At 56.1% G+C, this 15,227-nt stretch carries 15 protein-coding genes; 12 read left to right on the forward strand and 3 right to left on the reverse strand.

Annotated elements, in window-relative coordinates:
• Nucleotides 1-28: 28 nt before the first annotated feature.
• Nucleotides 29-1,492, reverse strand: a complete 1,464-nt coding sequence (bepA, locus tag ACVKSX_RS21585; RefSeq protein ID WP_354439508.1) for a beta-barrel assembly-enhancing protease — start codon at nucleotides 1,490-1,492, stop codon at nucleotides 29-31.
• Nucleotides 1,493-2,246: 754 nt separating this feature from the next.
• Here bepA and ACVKSX_RS21590 point away from each other — a divergent pair.
• The 9 genes from ACVKSX_RS21590 to ACVKSX_RS21630 all read left to right on the forward strand — a co-directional run bounded on the left by ACVKSX_RS21590 (nucleotide 2,247) and on the right by ACVKSX_RS21630 (nucleotide 10,883).
• Nucleotides 2,247-2,852 (forward strand): DsrE family protein, encoded by a 606-nt coding sequence (locus ACVKSX_RS21590; protein WP_010260044.1) that lies wholly within the window; start codon nucleotides 2,247-2,249, stop codon nucleotides 2,850-2,852.
• 31 nt (nucleotides 2,853-2,883) lie between these two features.
• The gene (locus ACVKSX_RS21595; protein ID WP_010671341.1) at nucleotides 2,884-3,492 is read left to right on the forward strand and encodes a DsrE family protein; all 609 of its coding nucleotides are present in this window, start codon (nucleotides 2,884-2,886) and stop codon (nucleotides 3,490-3,492) included.
• Between the two features lie 124 nt (nucleotides 3,493-3,616).
• Nucleotides 3,617-4,642 (forward strand): LacI family DNA-binding transcriptional regulator, encoded by a 1,026-nt coding sequence (locus ACVKSX_RS21600; protein WP_159227058.1) that lies wholly within the window; start codon nucleotides 3,617-3,619, stop codon nucleotides 4,640-4,642.
• The gene (locus ACVKSX_RS21605; RefSeq protein WP_033769710.1) at nucleotides 4,626-5,648 is read left to right on the forward strand and encodes an ABC transporter substrate-binding protein; all 1,023 of its coding nucleotides are present in this window, start codon (nucleotides 4,626-4,628) and stop codon (nucleotides 5,646-5,648) included. Before ACVKSX_RS21600 ends, ACVKSX_RS21605 begins: the two co-directional genes overlap by 17 nt.
• Nucleotides 5,648-6,523, forward strand: coding sequence for an ABC transporter permease (locus tag ACVKSX_RS21610; protein WP_158131455.1), 876 nt, complete (start codon nucleotides 5,648-5,650; stop codon nucleotides 6,521-6,523). Before ACVKSX_RS21605 ends, ACVKSX_RS21610 begins: the two co-directional genes overlap by 1 nt.
• Nucleotides 6,520-7,335 (forward strand): ABC transporter permease, encoded by an 816-nt coding sequence (locus tag ACVKSX_RS21615; RefSeq protein WP_010671345.1) that lies wholly within the window; start codon nucleotides 6,520-6,522, stop codon nucleotides 7,333-7,335. The genes ACVKSX_RS21610 and ACVKSX_RS21615 overlap by 4 nt, the downstream gene beginning before the upstream one ends.
• Nucleotides 7,332-8,315 (forward strand): ABC transporter ATP-binding protein, encoded by a 984-nt coding sequence (locus ACVKSX_RS21620; protein WP_354439504.1) that lies wholly within the window; start codon nucleotides 7,332-7,334, stop codon nucleotides 8,313-8,315. The genes ACVKSX_RS21615 and ACVKSX_RS21620 overlap by 4 nt, the downstream gene beginning before the upstream one ends.
• A gap of 10 nt (nucleotides 8,316-8,325) precedes the next feature.
• Entirely contained in the window at nucleotides 8,326-9,156 is an 831-nt protein-coding gene (locus ACVKSX_RS21625) for a phosphodiesterase (protein WP_010260023.1), read from the forward strand.
• Between the two features lie 161 nt (nucleotides 9,157-9,317).
• On the forward strand, nucleotides 9,318-10,883 hold the full coding sequence (locus tag ACVKSX_RS21630; protein ID WP_010260020.1) for a sensor domain-containing diguanylate cyclase: 1,566 nt from the start codon (nucleotides 9,318-9,320) through the stop codon (nucleotides 10,881-10,883).
• Between the two features lie 99 nt (nucleotides 10,884-10,982).
• Here ACVKSX_RS21630 and bcp read toward each other — a convergent pair whose 3' ends face one another.
• Entirely contained in the window at nucleotides 10,983-11,450 is a 468-nt protein-coding gene (gene bcp, locus ACVKSX_RS21635; RefSeq protein WP_010260016.1) for a thioredoxin-dependent thiol peroxidase, read from the reverse strand.
• Nucleotides 11,451-11,607: 157 nt separating this feature from the next.
• Nucleotides 11,608-12,189 (reverse strand): glycine cleavage system transcriptional repressor, encoded by a 582-nt coding sequence (locus ACVKSX_RS21640; RefSeq protein WP_010260011.1) that lies wholly within the window; start codon nucleotides 12,187-12,189, stop codon nucleotides 11,608-11,610.
• Nucleotides 12,190-12,332: 143 nt separating this feature from the next.
• On the opposite strand from ACVKSX_RS21640, the gene dapA reads away from it, so the two are divergent.
• From dapA to purC, 3 genes are all read left to right on the forward strand, one after another.
• Complete coding sequence (gene dapA, locus ACVKSX_RS21645; RefSeq protein WP_010260008.1) at nucleotides 12,333-13,211, forward strand: 4-hydroxy-tetrahydrodipicolinate synthase; 879 nt, start codon at nucleotides 12,333-12,335, stop codon at nucleotides 13,209-13,211.
• Nucleotides 13,212-13,225: 14 nt separating this feature from the next.
• Nucleotides 13,226-14,257 (forward strand): outer membrane protein assembly factor BamC, encoded by a 1,032-nt coding sequence (gene bamC / locus ACVKSX_RS21650; RefSeq protein WP_010260005.1) that lies wholly within the window; start codon nucleotides 13,226-13,228, stop codon nucleotides 14,255-14,257.
• Between the two features lie 145 nt (nucleotides 14,258-14,402).
• Nucleotides 14,403-15,116: a phosphoribosylaminoimidazolesuccinocarboxamide synthase gene (purC, locus tag ACVKSX_RS21655; RefSeq protein ID WP_013358686.1), complete on the forward strand. Its 714-nt coding sequence runs from the start codon at nucleotides 14,403-14,405 to the stop codon at nucleotides 15,114-15,116.
• Nucleotides 15,117-15,227: the final 111 nt, after the last annotated feature.

Consider the following 15,227-nt stretch of genomic DNA (forward strand, 5'->3'; position numbering starts at 1 on the left):
GACTCTCCTTTATTCGCAGGGTGAATGCTCAGCCTTTCTGATATTGCTTAAAGCGCTGTTGTAACTGGCGCAGCTGATCGATACGGGCATCGTAGCGCGCCTGTTTCAGGCTGCCGAGCGGCACCTGTGCGCTGGCGCTGCCAAGCGCGGTGATCGCCTGATCGAGCTGGCCATTCAGCGCCAGACTCTCTGCCCGCGCCGATAACTCTTCATCATTCAGTCCCTGCTGTGCAGACGCCTGGGCCAGCAAATCCCAGCCGTTGGGATCATCTTTATTAGCCCAGGTGTAGCGATTCAGAATGCGGCTGGCATTGGCATACTGTTTCGCTTCAACGTAGGCATTGGCCAGGTTGAGCTGCACCACCGGGCTGTTTTTTGCACTGGTGGCGGCGCTGAGCAGGGCGATCGCCTGTTGTGGCTGATTCAGGCCGATATCGATGTCTGACATAAGATCCAGGAACCAGACGTTATTCGGCTGCTTCGCCAGCAGCGGCGTCATAATCCGCTTCGCATCGGCAAAGCTTTTCGCCTGCAAAAACTGTATGGCTTTGCCATATTGTGACGCCAGCTGCTCACGAGAATTGCCGCTGGCATACTGGCTCAGCAGTTCGTCGGTGAGCTGATTACGCCCGGTGGAGTACATGCCCAGTGAACGCACCTTTGCCAGATAGAAATCTTCTGTAGATTGCACCACCACCGGCCGCATCTGGTTAGCGCGGTTGCGGGCATCCGCCAGACGGCTGTCGGGCAGGGGATGCGTCAGCAGAATTTCAGGAGGCTTCGAGGAGAAGCGGCTCTGATCGGCCAGCTTCTGTAAAAAGTTCGGCATCGCCTGGGGATCAAACCCGGCGCGCTGCAGTACCTGAATTCCGATGCGGTCAGCTTCCTGCTCATTACCCTGGGTAAAACTGATAATTCCCTGCTGAGTTCCCGCCAGGGTGCCGGTCAGTGCTGCCATGCCCGCCTGCGGATTGGCCATCGCCAGCAGAATAGAGCCCAGCGCACCGACCCATGTCAGTGGCGCATTGCGCTTCTGATCTTCCATTGCGCGCGCCAGATGGCGCTGGGTAACGTGTGAGATCTCATGCGCCATTACTGACGCCAGCTGGCTTTCATTTTCGGTATAGCGAAACAGCGCTGAGTGCAGCACCACGTTGCCACCAAAAAAGGCAAAGGCGTTGAGCTCATCGTTCTGAATCAGAAAGAAGTGGAACGGGGTTTTCACTGAGTCGGCGTGCGACACCAGTCGCTGACCCAGCTGATTAATATACTGATTAAGCAGCGGATCATTGATCAGCGGCGCACTGGCACGCAGCTGGCGCACATAAAAGTCGCCCATCTGCAGTTCCTGATTAATCGACAGCGTCGAACCGGCCGTAGTGCCAATATCGGGAAGTGAATCACTGACATCGGCATAAGCAGGTGACAGAGTAGTGAAAATGAGCGTCGGAAGGAGCGCGGCGATCAGCGTTTTCTTTAACTGGTTCAACATGCCTTAATCCTGTAGAGAGGCCCTGAAAATGGACAGGTGCGCAGCGGGAATGTTCCATTTTTCGCAGATAACGACGGTTCTTGACTATCTTAACCAGAGCATCAAAAGAATGAAATGTCGTTTTCTGGCAAACGACCAACGTAATTTGTGCAAGATCGCCCATTTTGACGAAAAAAACTGAACATCCTGACAACTTAAACCGCGGTTAAACGAATAAAACCCGGCGGAGTATCGGCGGGTTTGTGAGCGTTTAAGTAACGCCTTATTCATTTATTCCTAATGCGCTTCTGCAGAATAAAGCAGAATCTGCTGCCGCGCAGATTTAGCCTGTGAGCGGATTTTTTTAAAGTTATGTAAATTCACTCAAAAAAACTGACTATGGCATGAGTTTTTCCAGGTCTACTCTGAAAAAATAGCCCTCTCTGAGCCGTAAATCTCCTCTTTGCCATTGATAAATTAAATCGTAGCTCTCGCCGTTATCCTGCTTATTCCAGCTACGCCTGGCTGTTATTTATTCCTGTTAATGTCACAGGAAGGGAAAAGAGCACAAAGAGTCAGGTCCATTCTGGTTAAGACCTTTTTTTACTCATAATGAAACTTTTCGATTAATACGGAAGGTGAATAATTTCAGCGGTTATCAGCCGCGCGCTGACCTGAATTTACGCAGGCGAGAATTATGCCTGCGCTGTGATATAGATAGCCGACCTGATTCAGTCCTGAATCTGCCAGACATTATTTGCCGGAGAGAAGTGTTATGCGTTCAGTTGTTTCATACGCGTTAATCGCCATTATGGGCGGAGTCGTTGGCGCGGCTGTCACTCAGAGTGGCGAGATTTATGACAAAGTGACACGCCATTTTGCAACCGAGCCACAGGAAGCCCCGGGATTCTGGAGTACCCCGGCGATTGAAGGTTACGGCAAAATTCATTATGAGCCCGACGCCGCGTTTAAACCGGTGGCGGGCCTGAGCAATAAAATTGTTTTCCAGATTACCCGAAGCGATGGCGCGATGACCGCGCCCAATCTGGGACTGGAGCGTGTGGCGCGCGTGGTGAATTTATATATTGCCTCCGGCATTCCGGCCGATCAGCTGAAGTTTGTCGTTTCGGTCACCGGCGACGCGACGCCCGCCATGCTGGATAACGCCCATTTTAAAAAGTTTTATGGCATCGAAAATCCAAACCTGAAGCTGATTAATGAGCTGAATCAGGCGGGAGTGAAAGTCTCGGTCTGCGATCAGTCCGTGGCATTCCATCACTATCCCAATAACTGGATTGATAAATCTGTAGTCCATGCACTTTCCAGTCCGACCACAGTATCAACCCTGCAAAACCAGGGATACGCGTGGCTGGCAATGTAATTGATGTTTTAAACGATCGGGAGAAGAGTTAATGCGTCCAGCAGCTTTAGTGGTGATGGCAGCCGTAGCGGGATTTATCGGAGGCAATGTTTTACAGTTGCCGGAATTATTCGATAAGGTCAGCGGAAAAATGGCGGATAATAAATCCGAACCTGCTGATTTCTGGAGTACGCCAGCGATTGAAGGCTACGGCAAAATACATTATGTCGATACGCCTGCATTTAAACCCGGCACGACAGCGGGCCTGAGTAATAAAATAGTATTCCAGATCAACCGCAGTGAAGGGGATATTCGTAAGCCGAATCTCGGTCTGGAGCGCGTAGCGCGCGTCACCAACCTCTATTATGCGGCGGGTGTGCCACTCGACCAGCTGAAATTTGTGGTGTCAATTAACGGCGACGCGGTTTCATCAGCGCTGAATAATGACCAGTTCAGCAAAGCCTACGGCGTCGATAACCCGAACCTGAAGCTGATCAGCGAGCTGAAAAAAGCGGGCGTTCAGGTCACTATCTGCGATCAGTCAGTGGCGTTTCATCAGCTTGAGCGCAACTGGATCGACCCGATGGTCACTCACACCATCTCCAGCGGCACCACCGTTGCGACCCTGGAAAACAGCGGTTACGCCTTCCTGATGCTTTAATTCCCCCACAGCGGCGTCACTGCCGCTGTCACCTGCCCGTCAAATTGCTGTGATGCCCCTGTCATAGAACGCCGCTAGTGTTGTCGCAATGAGATCGATCTCATCGACAATACACGAGGCAGTCATGACCGATTTAATCAGCGTAGCCAGACTGGCAGGGGTCTCCCGCGCAACCGCTGCGCGCGCCTTTTCTGATCCTCATCTGCTAAAACCGGGCACGCTGCAAAAGGTGCTTGCCGCCTCGGAACAGATCGGTTTCCGCCCGAATCATATTGCCCGTCAGCTCCGCACCCAGCACTCCACCACGCTTGGCGTCCTGTTGCCTTCACTGCTCAATCCGGTTTTTGCCATGCAGTTACAGGCGATGGAGCAGCAGGCTCGTCTGGCGGGATATGGGCTGCTGGTAGCAACCAGTGATTATCAGGCTGAGCGGGAAGCGGCCATTGTCGAACATATGCTGCACCAGCGTGTCGCCGGTCTGGTACTGACGGTGGCAGATGCCGACAGCAGTGCGCTGCTGCCGACACTGGCGGCGGCGAAGATGCCCTTCGTGCTGACCCACAACGTACCGCAACAGCACGAATGGCCCGCGCTGTGCGTAGATAACCGCAAAGCCATTGCCGAAGCGACCGCCCATCTGGTGTCACTGGGCCACCGCCACATCGTGATGGCTGCGGGCCCTATGCAGCAATCTGACCGCGCCCGTCTGCGCTATCTCGGCTACTGCGATGCCATGCAGCAGGCCGGTCTGACGCCGCAGGCGATGATTGAGATGCCCAGCCATATCCAGTCCGATTTCCATCCGTTGCTGCCGCTGATTAATTCACCTTCGCCGCTGACGGCGGTGATTTGCAGTAACGATCTGCTGGCTATCAGCCTGCTGGGCGCCGCTGCGCGTGCCGGCGTCAGCGTTCCGAATCAGCTCTCCGTGATCGGCTTCGATGGCATTGAGCTGGGCGAACAGCTTTCACCTTCACTGGCCAGTGTGGTGCAGCCGATTGCGCTAATGGGCGCGCGCGCCATTGACCTGCTTCTGAATCCCGTCGGCGGTAAAACCCATCTGCTGGCACATCATTTACGTCTCGGGGAGAGTGTCGCCCCGGCATTTCATGGCTCTTTTTCAGGGGAACATCATGTCACTCACCGTTAACTTCAAACCTATCGCCAGCGCTGCGCTGCTGGCTGGATGCACGCTTGCCTCATCGTGGGCGCAGGCGGCTGAAAATGCTATCTGCTACAACTGCCCGCCAGAGTGGGCCGACTGGGCGACACAGCTCCAGGCGATCGAAAAAACGACGGGCATTCATGTGCCGCAGGACAATAAAAATTCGGGTCAGGCGCTGGCGCAGCTGGTTGCCGAGAAAAGCAATCCGGTCGCCGACGTGGTCTATTACGGCGTCAGCTTCGGCATTCAGGCAGTCAGTGCAGACGTGGTCAGCGCTTACAAACCGGCAAACTGGGATCAGATCCCGGCAGGCATGAAAGATCCTGCTGGCAAGTGGGTGGCGCTGCACTCCGGTACCATGGGTTTTATGGTCAACGTTGATGCGCTGGGTGGCGCGCCGGTGCCGCGTTCCTGGGATGATCTGCTGAAGCCGGAATATAAAGGCATGGTGGGTTATCTTGATCCGGCCAGCGCCTTTGTGGGCTACGTTGCAGCCGTCGCGGTGAATCAGGCGAAAGGCGGCAGCCTGCATGACTTCACCCCGGCTATCAACTGGTTCAAAGCGCTGCAACGCAACCAGCCGATTGTGCCTAAGCAGACCGCCTATGCCCGGCTGATTTCAGGCGAAATCCCGATTCTGATCGACTACGACTTCAACGCCTATCGCGCCCGCTACAAAGATCACGCCAATGTGGAATTTGTGATCCCCAGCGAGGGGACGGTCACGGTGCCTTACGTCATCAGCCTGGTGAAAAATGCGCCGCATCCGGCCAACGGTAAGAAAGTGATCGATTTCGTGCTGTCAGATGCCGGTCAGGCGATCTGGGCTAATGCCTGGCTGCGTCCGGTCCGGGCGGGCGCGATGTCACCCGAAGCGAAGAAATATTTTCTGCCTGACAGCGACTATGCGCGCGCTCACACGGTTGATTATCAGCAGATGGCCGATGCGCAGAAGAGCTTCTCCGCCCGTTACCTGAGCGAGATCCGCTGATGTCACTCTCAGAGATCAATCCGTTTGCTGCTGGCGACTCAGTTCGCCACCGCCTTCGGCCGCTGGGGGCAAACTGGCCGTGGATGCTGCTGCCTGCGCTGCTGTTCTTTGCTGCCTTCTGGCTGTTGCCGTTTGCTCGTCTGTTGCAGATCGGTATGACGGAAGATCGCACGACTCACCACAGCGGCTACTGGACGGTAATCAGCCAGCCGCAATATCTGCAAAGCCTGCTGAATACCGTGCTGCTCTCGGCAGCGGTCACGCTGGTGACGCTGCTGATTGCTGCGGTGGTGGGCTGCTTTCTGGCACGGCAGCGCTTTACCGGGCGAGGCACGCTGCTGGCGCTGCTGACCTTTCCGCTGGCCTTTCCGGGCGTGGTGGTGGGATTTCTGATGGTCATGCTGGCGGGGCGTCAGGGTGTTCTGGCGCAACTCAGTCTCAGCCTGTTTCATGAGCGCTGGATCCTTGCTTATTCGCTCAGCGGCTTATTTATTGGCTATCTCTATTTTTCGCTGCCGCGCGCCATCGTGACGCTGGTGGCGGCCAGTGAAAAGCTGGACCGTTCGCTGGAAGAGGCCGCCCGATCGCTGGGTGCCAGCCAGTGGCGCATCATCATTGACGTCATCATTCCTGGGCTGAAACCGGCGCTGCTCTCCTGCGGCGCGCTCTGTTTCGCCACCAGCATGGGCGCCTTTGGCACCGCATTTACCCTTGGCACAGAGCTCGCGGTGCTGCCGCTGACCATTTATGGTGAGTTCACTAATTACGCCAACTTTGCCACCGCAGCGGCACTTTCGGTGGTGATGGGGGCGGTGGCCTGGCTGGCGCTGATGCTGGCGAACGGACTGGTTGCCCGCCGTAAGGAGAAGGCATGAAACGCCGGGGGCTGTTCTGGCTGCAGGTGGTGATCACCAGCCTCACCGCGCTGTTTATGATTGTGCCGGTTGTGCTCTCGATGCTGGCGGGCGTCACGCAGAACTATTTCACTGGCCTGCGCAGCGGCCTGACGCTGAAGTGGGTGGAACAGGTGTGGCAGATGTATGCCGACACCTTCTGGCTGTCGCTGCTGATCGCTGTGAGTTGTCTGGCGGTGACGGTTATTGCTGGCGTGCCAGCCGCCTGGGGCTTACTGAAATCACCGTCACGCTGGGCCAGCCGCATTGAGGAGTGCCTGATGCTGCCAGTCGCATTGCCGGGCCTGGCCACCGCACTGGGCATCATTCTGCTTTATGGTCAGTTCAGCGCGTTGCGCGACAGCTGGCTCTTCATCCTGATCGGCCATGTGCTCTTTACCTTGCCCTTTATGATCCGACCGGTGCTGTCGGTGATGCAGGCGATTGATCTGCCGCGCCTTGAAGAAGCTGCCGCCAGCCTGGGGGCAGGCTTCTGGCGCCGCTTCTTTACCGTGGTCGTCCCGAACTGCCGCAACGGCATTCTGGCGGGCGCATTTATGGTGATCACCCTGTCGGTGGGGGAGTTCAACATTACCTGGATGCTGCACACGCCACTGACCAAAACCCTGCCGGTCGGTCTGGCCGACAGCTACACCTCGATGCGGCTGGAAGTCGGGTCCGCCTATACCCTGATCTTTATTATGATGATTTTACCGCTGCTGCTGTTGCTCAACGCCTGTAATCACTGGCTGGAACGGCAATCTTCGCGGCAGCAGAGAGAGGAAACCGTATGAATGAGGCCGTCAACGTGACGCTGCGCCACTGCTCGCGTCGCTTTAATCAGCAGGTCGCGCTGCATCCGCTCGACCTGCAGGTTCACGCCGGTGAAACACTGGTATTGCTGGGGCCGTCAGGCTGTGGCAAAACCACGCTGCTGCGTATTATCAGCGGCCTGGAAAGCAGCGATCCCCCGGGAGAGATCTGGTTTGACAAGCGTAACGTCACCGCGCTGCCCATTGAGAAACGCAACGTTGGCATGGTGTTTCAGAACTACGCGCTGTTCCCGACGCTCAACGTGGCGCAGAACGTCGCCTATGGGCTGAAGGTGCAGGGCGTGCCACGTGCCGAGCGTGACGCGCGGGTCGCGGAGATGCTGGCACTTGTTGACCTGACACATCTGTCCCACCGGGCGATTGATAAATTGTCCGGCGGGCAGAAGCAGCGGGTGGCGCTGGCACGTGCGCTGGCCGCCCGGCCTAAAGTTCTGTTGTTCGATGAGCCGCTGGCGGCGCTTGACGCCAGGCTGCGCGATCGGCTGCGGCTGGAGATCGGCGCGCTGCTCAAGCGGCTGGCGATCACCGCGGTTTACGTCACCCACGATCAGCAGGAAGCGATGGCGCTGGGCGATCGCATCGCGGTGATGGAGCAGGGCCGTCTGGTGCAGCTCGATACTCCGCAGGGAATTTATCAGCGCCCTGCCTGCCGCTTTGTGGCGGATTTTGTGGGCGCCATAAACTGCATTGCGCACGATCCCGACGGTCATCCCCAGCGTTTTTGCCGCCCGGAAGATGTGCTGCTGGCCGACGACACCCGCTATGCCCAGCGCGGTGTGGTGGTGGGCAGTACATTTCTTGGCGCCTCGCAGCGCTTACTGATCGATATCGGGCTGGATAACCCCATTCAGGTCGAGCGTCATGCCCGCGAAATCTGGCAGGCGGGACAGCGCATCAGCTGGTCGCTGACCCGCCAGGCCGCGCTGGAATTTAGTTGCTAAGGAGTCTGTTGTGTCTGTTCAACCCACAGTCATCGCGCAAATCAGCGATCTGCATATCAAGGCCTTTGGTCGTCTCTCTTATAAACAGGTCGATACCCATGCCGCTTTACTGCAGGTTATCGATACCCTTAACGCGCTGCAGCCGCGCCCCGATGTGGTGGTGATTACCGGCGACCTGGTCGATTTTGGCAGGCCGGAAGAGTATCAGACGCTGCGCGAAGCCCTGCAGCGCCTCCAGTTGCCCTTTTATCTGATGGCGGGCAATCACGACGATCGCGAGGCACTGCGTGCTGCCTTCCCGGATCACACCTACCTGCAGGCGGGACCAACCCTGAACTGGCAGCTTAGTGTGGGCGGCGTCAGGCTGCTGGCCCTGGACTCCAGCGTACCGCAACAGCCGTGGGGGGAGGTGGATGAGCAGCAGTTGCAATGGCTGGATCAGGCACTGCGCGAGGCCGCGGATCAGCCCACGCTGGTGATGCTGCATCATCCCCCTTTTGCCTGTGGCATTGCGCATATGGATCGGCAACGGTTACGCCATCCTGAGGCACTTGAGGCGATCATTGTCCGCCATCCGCAGGTTGAGCGGGTGCTTTGTGGTCATCTGCATCGCAGCCTGCAGACCCGCTTTGCCGGAACCCTGGCCTGTGTCGCACCCGGCGTGTCGCATCAGGTGGCTCTGGATCTGCATCCGGAGGGGCCGGCTCACTTTATTCTGGAGCCGCCCGGCTTTTTGCTCCATTGCTGGCAGCCAATGCAGGGAATGGTCACGCATCAGTGCGCGATTGGCCACTTTTCGGGACCCTGGCCATTTTACGATAGTCAGGGGTTAATCGATTAGTGCCAGCTAAATCTGTATTAAGCGGGGTGATATTTGTCTTAATGCTGCTCAAAAATGCCGACACAGTGTAGACTTAAGCCCGGCTATCAGGGCTTCTGGCACACATTAAAAAAATAATCAGGCATTCACGACATGACACTCTTCTCCGGGGCGGCGACGCCATGTTAAAGCTCTTTCGGCCCAAGGCCGACTTGCGCAATCTGATCGCCCTGCTGGTGATTGTCAGCATTGTTATCACGCTCGCGAATACGCTCTACGCCACCTGGCGGGTGCAGCGCCAGGTGCTGATTGACACCACGCTTGAGGCTAACCGGGCCTATGCCGCCAAGCTGGCTTCAACCAGTGAAATCTTTTTTCAGCTGGCGCAGTCACAGTTGCACTACAGCGCCAATCAGCTAAGCCGTGACTTTAATAATGAAGGACTGCTGAATAGCGAAGTCAATCGTCTGCGTGAGCAGACTACCAGTTTCAACTCGGTGGCCGTGGTGGATGAGCAGGGCGCGATCAAAGCGATCTCGCCCGAATCCCTGACGCTGAAAGGGATGCGTGTCACCAGCGACGCCTCCCGCGAAGCGCTGACGCTGCGGCAGCCGATCATCAGTAAACCGACCCTTTCTGCAGCCAATAATCTGCTGGTGTTTGTCTCCTGGCCAATCTGGAGTCCCGATGGCGACTATCTGGGCTACATCGGCGGCACGATCTATCTGAAGAAAAAAAGCATTCTGAATGCGCTACTGGGTGAACAATTCTACCGCGATGGCACCACGGTCTATGTGCTCGACAGTAATAATGAGGTGTTGTATCACCAGAATCGTCAGCTGATTGGTAAAGTTCTGCCCGCCATCGTCAGTCCGCGTGACGAGCAGACCAATGGCTCGCTGATGCTTGCGGGTGCAGGTGAGTCGACGCAGCTGGCGGGCTATGCCGTCGTGCCGACCACCGGCTGGACGGTGGTGGCGCTGAAGCCGATTAACGTCACGCTGAACCCGCTTTCAGGCCTGTTAATGAAAGTCCTGAAGAACTCGGTGCCGTTCGCACTGCTGACCCTGCTGGTTGCGTTAGGGCTGGCACGGCTGATTGCCCGACCGCTATTCCAGCTGGCCCGCAAAGCCAGCCGGATGGATGCGCAGGGCGTATCAAAAGAGATTGGCGGCATCAGTGCCTGGTATTTTGAGGCGGCGCAGGTCAAGCGCGCGCTACTCACCGGCATCGGACTGGTGCAGGACAAAATCGGTCGTCTGAGTTCGGAAGCCCAGACCGACCCCCTGACTCAGTTGCTGAATCGGCGTGGTCTTAATGCGGTACTGGAGTACTACCGCACGCTACGCCAGCCTTTCTCGGTGCTGGCGCTGGATATCGATCACTTTAAAAACGTCAACGATAGCTGGGGCCACGATGTGGGCGACCGGGTTATTCAGCAGGTGGCGAGCACGCTGCGTGCCAGCGCCCGTCAGTCTGATGTGGTGTGCCGCAACGGCGGAGAGGAGTTTCTGATGCTGCTGCCGGGAACGGCCCTGGATGAGGCGCAGATTATCGCCGAGCGCGTGCGACTGGGTATTGCAGAAGCCTGGCTCACCGACGTGGGACGCATTACCTTGTCTATCGGCGTCGCGGCCTGGAATGGTTCGCAGGATGTCGGGCTGGAAGGCAGTTTAAAACAGGCGGATGCGGCGCTCTATGAGGCGAAAAATGCCGGGCGCAACTGCGTTATCGTGGCCGCCGCGTAATCGCGTTAACTCACAGTGTTTCGCAACGGCAGGATAAAAATGGGTGGGGAAGAGGCAGCTAAGCAGGGCGCGGCGTTAAGGCTACCGCGCCCCTCAACATCAGGCTGACTTGACGTAATCCAGCACCATGTCGTGGTGATTCGAGGTCTTGAAGTTATCAAAAACTTTTTCGATCCTGCCCTCAGCATCTATCAGGAAGCTGATGCGATGAATGCCGTCATAGGTTTTCCCCATAAACGTTTTTTCACCCCAGACGCCAAACGCCTGGCAGACTTCATGGTTTTCATCGGAGAGCAGGGTAAAGTTCAGCAGCTCTTTTTCGACAAACTTTGACAGTTTTTCCGGTTTGTCGGTGCTGATGCCCAGCACTTCCACGCCCGCTTTTTTCAACTCATCCATGTTGTCACGCAGACCGCACGCCTGCACGGTGCAGCCTGGTGTCATCGCTTTCGGGTAAAAGTACACCAGAACGCGCTGTCCCTGGAAGTCGGTCAGATTCACGTGTTCGCCGTCCTGATCGGGCAGGCTAAATGCGGGTGCAGTATCTCCGGCTTTCAGTGGATTCATTACATCTCTCCATTTTCTTATTCAGGCTGTGGGTAATACACCATCCGGTCAGAAACGGCCAGAGGGAAAATTACCATCAGGGGGTATTTCACCACATAGCCGGTCACCTTTCAGTGGCAGTAATGTGGAGAAATAACTCCGGTTAATTGACCAAAGCTTAGCGTACCGCGCTGACAGATTCGCTGCTGTCGGCATCTGACACACTGTAAAGGCGCAGCGTTCCCTGAGCATTCAGCTCCTGACACAGGGTATTAAACGCCTGCTCAAACGGGGTGCCACTGGTTCGCGTCGGACTGTGAGCGGTCATTTGAATATAGAGCGTAGGGGGCAAATTGTGTTGCGCTGGCGTAATGCGCGAAACCAGTTCGGCCACATTCATCTGATGCTTATCGATAAGATCGGTAAAGCGTTCAATAATATGCGGCGAATCAGCCACCTCAACCTGAATGAACGCGGTATCGGGCATCGGCGGACGGAGCCGGGCATTGGTGCGCTTCATGACGATCAGCAGTTCGAGTTCTGCCCCTTTCAGTGGCAGGGTCGATTCAATCAGTGTGATCGCGTTCCAGCTGCCCGACAGCAGCATGATAAAGGTGAACTCATCCCCAAGCATGGCAAGACGGCTATCTTCAATATTGCAACCGCAGCTGCTGACGTGTCGGGTAATGGTGTTGACGATACCCGGACGGTCAACACCGAGCGCGGTGATCACCAGATGATGGGGCTGAGATTGCGGCAAAATGGCTTTTCCTCTGCTTTCGCTAATAACCATAAGGTAAACATAAAAAAAACTGCTGACAAGCGCGGGAATGGCGTGGCTGGCTTGCTTTTCCCTAAGTGTAAAACGTACCATGAAGCACTTGTTTGTCGAGGGGATCGCCAATGTTTACGGGAAGTATTGTTGCACTCGTTACGCCAATGGATGACAGCGGTAATGTCTGCCGGTCGAGTCTGAAAAAACTGATTGATTATCACGTCGCCAGCGGCACCGCGGCGATCGTTTCCGTCGGCACCACAGGCGAATCTGCTACCCTGAGCCATGAAGAACATGGTGATGTGGTGATGCTGACCCTGGAGCTGGCCGATGGCCGTATTCCGGTGATTGCCGGAACCGGGGCAAACGCCACCGCTGAAGGCATCTCTCTGACTAAGCGTTTTGAAAATTCCGGCGTTGTGGGTTGCCTGACCGTGACCCCATATTACAACCGTCCGACGCAGGAAGGGCTGTTCCAGCACTTTAAAGCGATTGCGAATAGCACCAGCCTGCCACAGATGCTGTATAACGTTCCCTCGCGTACCGGTTGTGACATGCTGCCGGAAACCGTTGCCCGCCTGGCCGAAATCAAAAATATTATCGGAATCAAAGAGGCAACCGGGAACTTATCGCGGGTTAGTCAGATCCAAGAGCTGGTTAATGAAGATTTCATTCTGGTGAGTGGCGATGACGCGACTGCGCTGGACTTTATGCAACTGGGCGGTAAAGGCGTCATTTCGGTGACGGCCAACGTGGCTGCACGCGAAATGGTCGAACTGTGTCAACTCGCACAGCAGGGCAATTTCGTCGAGGCACGCCGCCTGAATCAGCGTCTGATGCATCTGCACCAGACGCTTTTCTGTGAACCCAATCCTATCCCGGTGAAATGGGCTGCGAAACAGCTAGGATTAATCGCTAACGACACGCTGCGTCTGCCAATGACGCCACTGACTGCAGCCGGCCAGCCGAAAGTGGAGCAGGCGCTGGTGAAAGCGGGTTTGCGATAATTTAGGGAGTTTGAATGAATTACTCAGTAAAGCGGTCAACAGTAGCCACAGTGGTGGGGCTTTCTACCCTGATGCTGTTGTCGGCCTGTTCAAGCGATCAGCGTTATAAGCGCCAGGTCAGCGGTGACGAATCTTATCTTGAAGCCAGTCAGTTAAATGAACTGAAAGCGCCTGCCGGAATGATCCTGCCGGTGCAGCGTGGTGATTTCGACGTGCCGCGCACGACCAGTCAGGCACCCACCGGCAAGCAGCTCGACATCCGTCCGCCAGCCCAGCCGCTGGCGCTGATGAACGGCACCCGCGCACAGTTCAGCAACAATACCGGCGCGCTGATGATTGATAACAGCCGCGGCTCAGTCTGGTCGCAGGTCGTCAACGTGGTGCAGTCATACAAATTCCCGATTGCTTCCCGTAATGACGCAGGCCAGCAGCTGACGACGGACTGGGTGCAGTGGAACCGTGCTGATGAAGATCAGCAGTATCGTGGTCGCTACCAGATCAGCGTGCAGTCGCAGAGCTATCAGCAGCAGTTAACCGTTCGTCTGCTGGAGCTGCAGCAGGATGGTAAAACCATTACCTCACCTGTGCAGATCCAGCGTTACACCGCGCAGATGCTGAATGACATCAGCACCGGTATGGACAAGATTGATACGGCGAGTGAAAACGCGGCCTCTGGTCGGGTGAATGGGGCCATTGATGTGCAGAGCGGTGCAGATGATACCGGCCTGCCACTGCTGATCCTGCGTACGCCATACAACGTGGCATGGCAGCGTCTGCCTGATGCAATGAAACGCGTCGGGATGGAAGTGACCGACACGACCCGCTCAACCGGCAGCATGAAGGTGACCTACAAGTCACTGAGCAGCAGCGACTGGGATTCAGTCGGTGCGAAAGATCCGGAATTACCAAACGGTGATTACAAAGTGCAGGTCGGCGATCTCGACAACCGCACCAGTCTGCAATTCATCGACCCGAAAGGGCATGTGCTGACCCAGTCGCAGAACGATGCGCTGGTGGCCGTGTTCCAGGCGGCGCTGAACAAATAAAGTTGCCCCAGGCCGGAGATTCTCCGGCCTTTTTATTTTGTTTTTGGCATAATAGCGCGCGGCGAAGTAAACGATTGCGTCAAGGCAATCGCCGCAGCGGCACTGGCCGCTGAACACCCGTTATTTCAAGTCTGGAGTGAACAAGATGCAAAAGCGAGCTGAGTTGTATCGCGGTAAAGCGAAAACCGTATACAGCACCGATAACCCGGATCTGCTGATACTCGAATTCCGCAACGATACGTCAGCAGGTGATGGCGCCCGAATCGAGCAATTTGATCGCAAGGGAATGGTTAACAACAAGTTTAACCATTTTATCATGACTAAATTGCAGGAAGCGGGTATCCCGACCCAGATGGAAGCGCTGCTGTCAGATACTGAAGCGCTGGTGAAGAAGCTGGAGATGGTGCCGGTAGAGTGCGTGGTACGTAACCGCGCCGCAGGCTCGCTGGTAAAACGTCTGGGCGTGGAAGAGGGCATTGTGCTCAATCCGCCGCTGTTTGATCTTTTCCTGAAAGATGATGCAAAGCATGACCCGATGGTCAATGAATCCTACTGCGAAACCTTTGGCTGGGTCAGCAAACAGAACCTGGCGCGGATGCAGGAGCTGACCTTTAAAGCCAACGACGTGCTGAGCAAACTGTTCGACGATGCGGGTCTGATTCTGGTCGACTTCAAACTGGAGTTTGGTCTGTTTAACGGCGAAGTGACGCTGGGCGATGAGTTTTCGCCAGACGGTGCGCGCCTGTGGGACAAAGAGACGCTGGATAAAATGGATAAAGACCGTTTCCGCCAGAGCCTCGGCGGCGTGGTGGAAGCCTATGAAGCGGTTGCACAGCGGCTGGGCGTGAAGCTCGACTGAGTTTGCCTGCCGCGCATGACTAGTCCTGGCATAAGTTGACACATTATGCCGTTAAAACGCCTGATGCACTGCATCAGGCGTTTTGTATTTCAGCGACAGGTGCGGCCGCTG

The organism is Pantoea sp. PvP021 (genome assembly GCF_054056055.1).

What these genes read in the sequence shown, in the direction of transcription:
- purC (WP_013358686.1), top strand. Translation starts at nt 14,403, where the DNA reads ATGCAAAAGCGAGCTGAGTTGTATCGCGGTAAAGCGAAAACCGTATAC.
- ACVKSX_RS21620 (WP_354439504.1), top strand. Translation starts at nt 7,332, where the DNA reads ATGAATGAGGCCGTCAACGTGACGCTGCGCCACTGCTCGCGTCGCTTT.
- ACVKSX_RS21600 (WP_159227058.1), top strand. Translation starts at nt 3,617, where the DNA reads ATGACCGATTTAATCAGCGTAGCCAGACTGGCAGGGGTCTCCCGCGCA.
- ACVKSX_RS21605 (WP_033769710.1), top strand. Translation starts at nt 4,626, where the DNA reads ATGTCACTCACCGTTAACTTCAAACCTATCGCCAGCGCTGCGCTGCTG.
- bamC (WP_010260005.1), top strand. Translation starts at nt 13,226, where the DNA reads ATGAATTACTCAGTAAAGCGGTCAACAGTAGCCACAGTGGTGGGGCTT.
- ACVKSX_RS21595 (WP_010671341.1), top strand. Translation starts at nt 2,884, where the DNA reads ATGCGTCCAGCAGCTTTAGTGGTGATGGCAGCCGTAGCGGGATTTATC.
- ACVKSX_RS21615 (WP_010671345.1), top strand. Translation starts at nt 6,520, where the DNA reads ATGAAACGCCGGGGGCTGTTCTGGCTGCAGGTGGTGATCACCAGCCTC.
- ACVKSX_RS21610 (WP_158131455.1), top strand. Translation starts at nt 5,648, where the DNA reads ATGTCACTCTCAGAGATCAATCCGTTTGCTGCTGGCGACTCAGTTCGC.
- bcp (WP_010260016.1), bottom strand. Translation starts at nt 11,450, where the DNA reads ATGAATCCACTGAAAGCCGGAGATACTGCACCCGCATTTAGCCTGCCC.
- ACVKSX_RS21590 (WP_010260044.1), top strand. Translation starts at nt 2,247, where the DNA reads ATGCGTTCAGTTGTTTCATACGCGTTAATCGCCATTATGGGCGGAGTC.
- ACVKSX_RS21630 (WP_010260020.1), top strand. Translation starts at nt 9,318, where the DNA reads ATGTTAAAGCTCTTTCGGCCCAAGGCCGACTTGCGCAATCTGATCGCC.
- bepA (WP_354439508.1), bottom strand. Translation starts at nt 1,492, where the DNA reads ATGTTGAACCAGTTAAAGAAAACGCTGATCGCCGCGCTCCTTCCGACG.
- dapA (WP_010260008.1), top strand. Translation starts at nt 12,333, where the DNA reads ATGTTTACGGGAAGTATTGTTGCACTCGTTACGCCAATGGATGACAGC.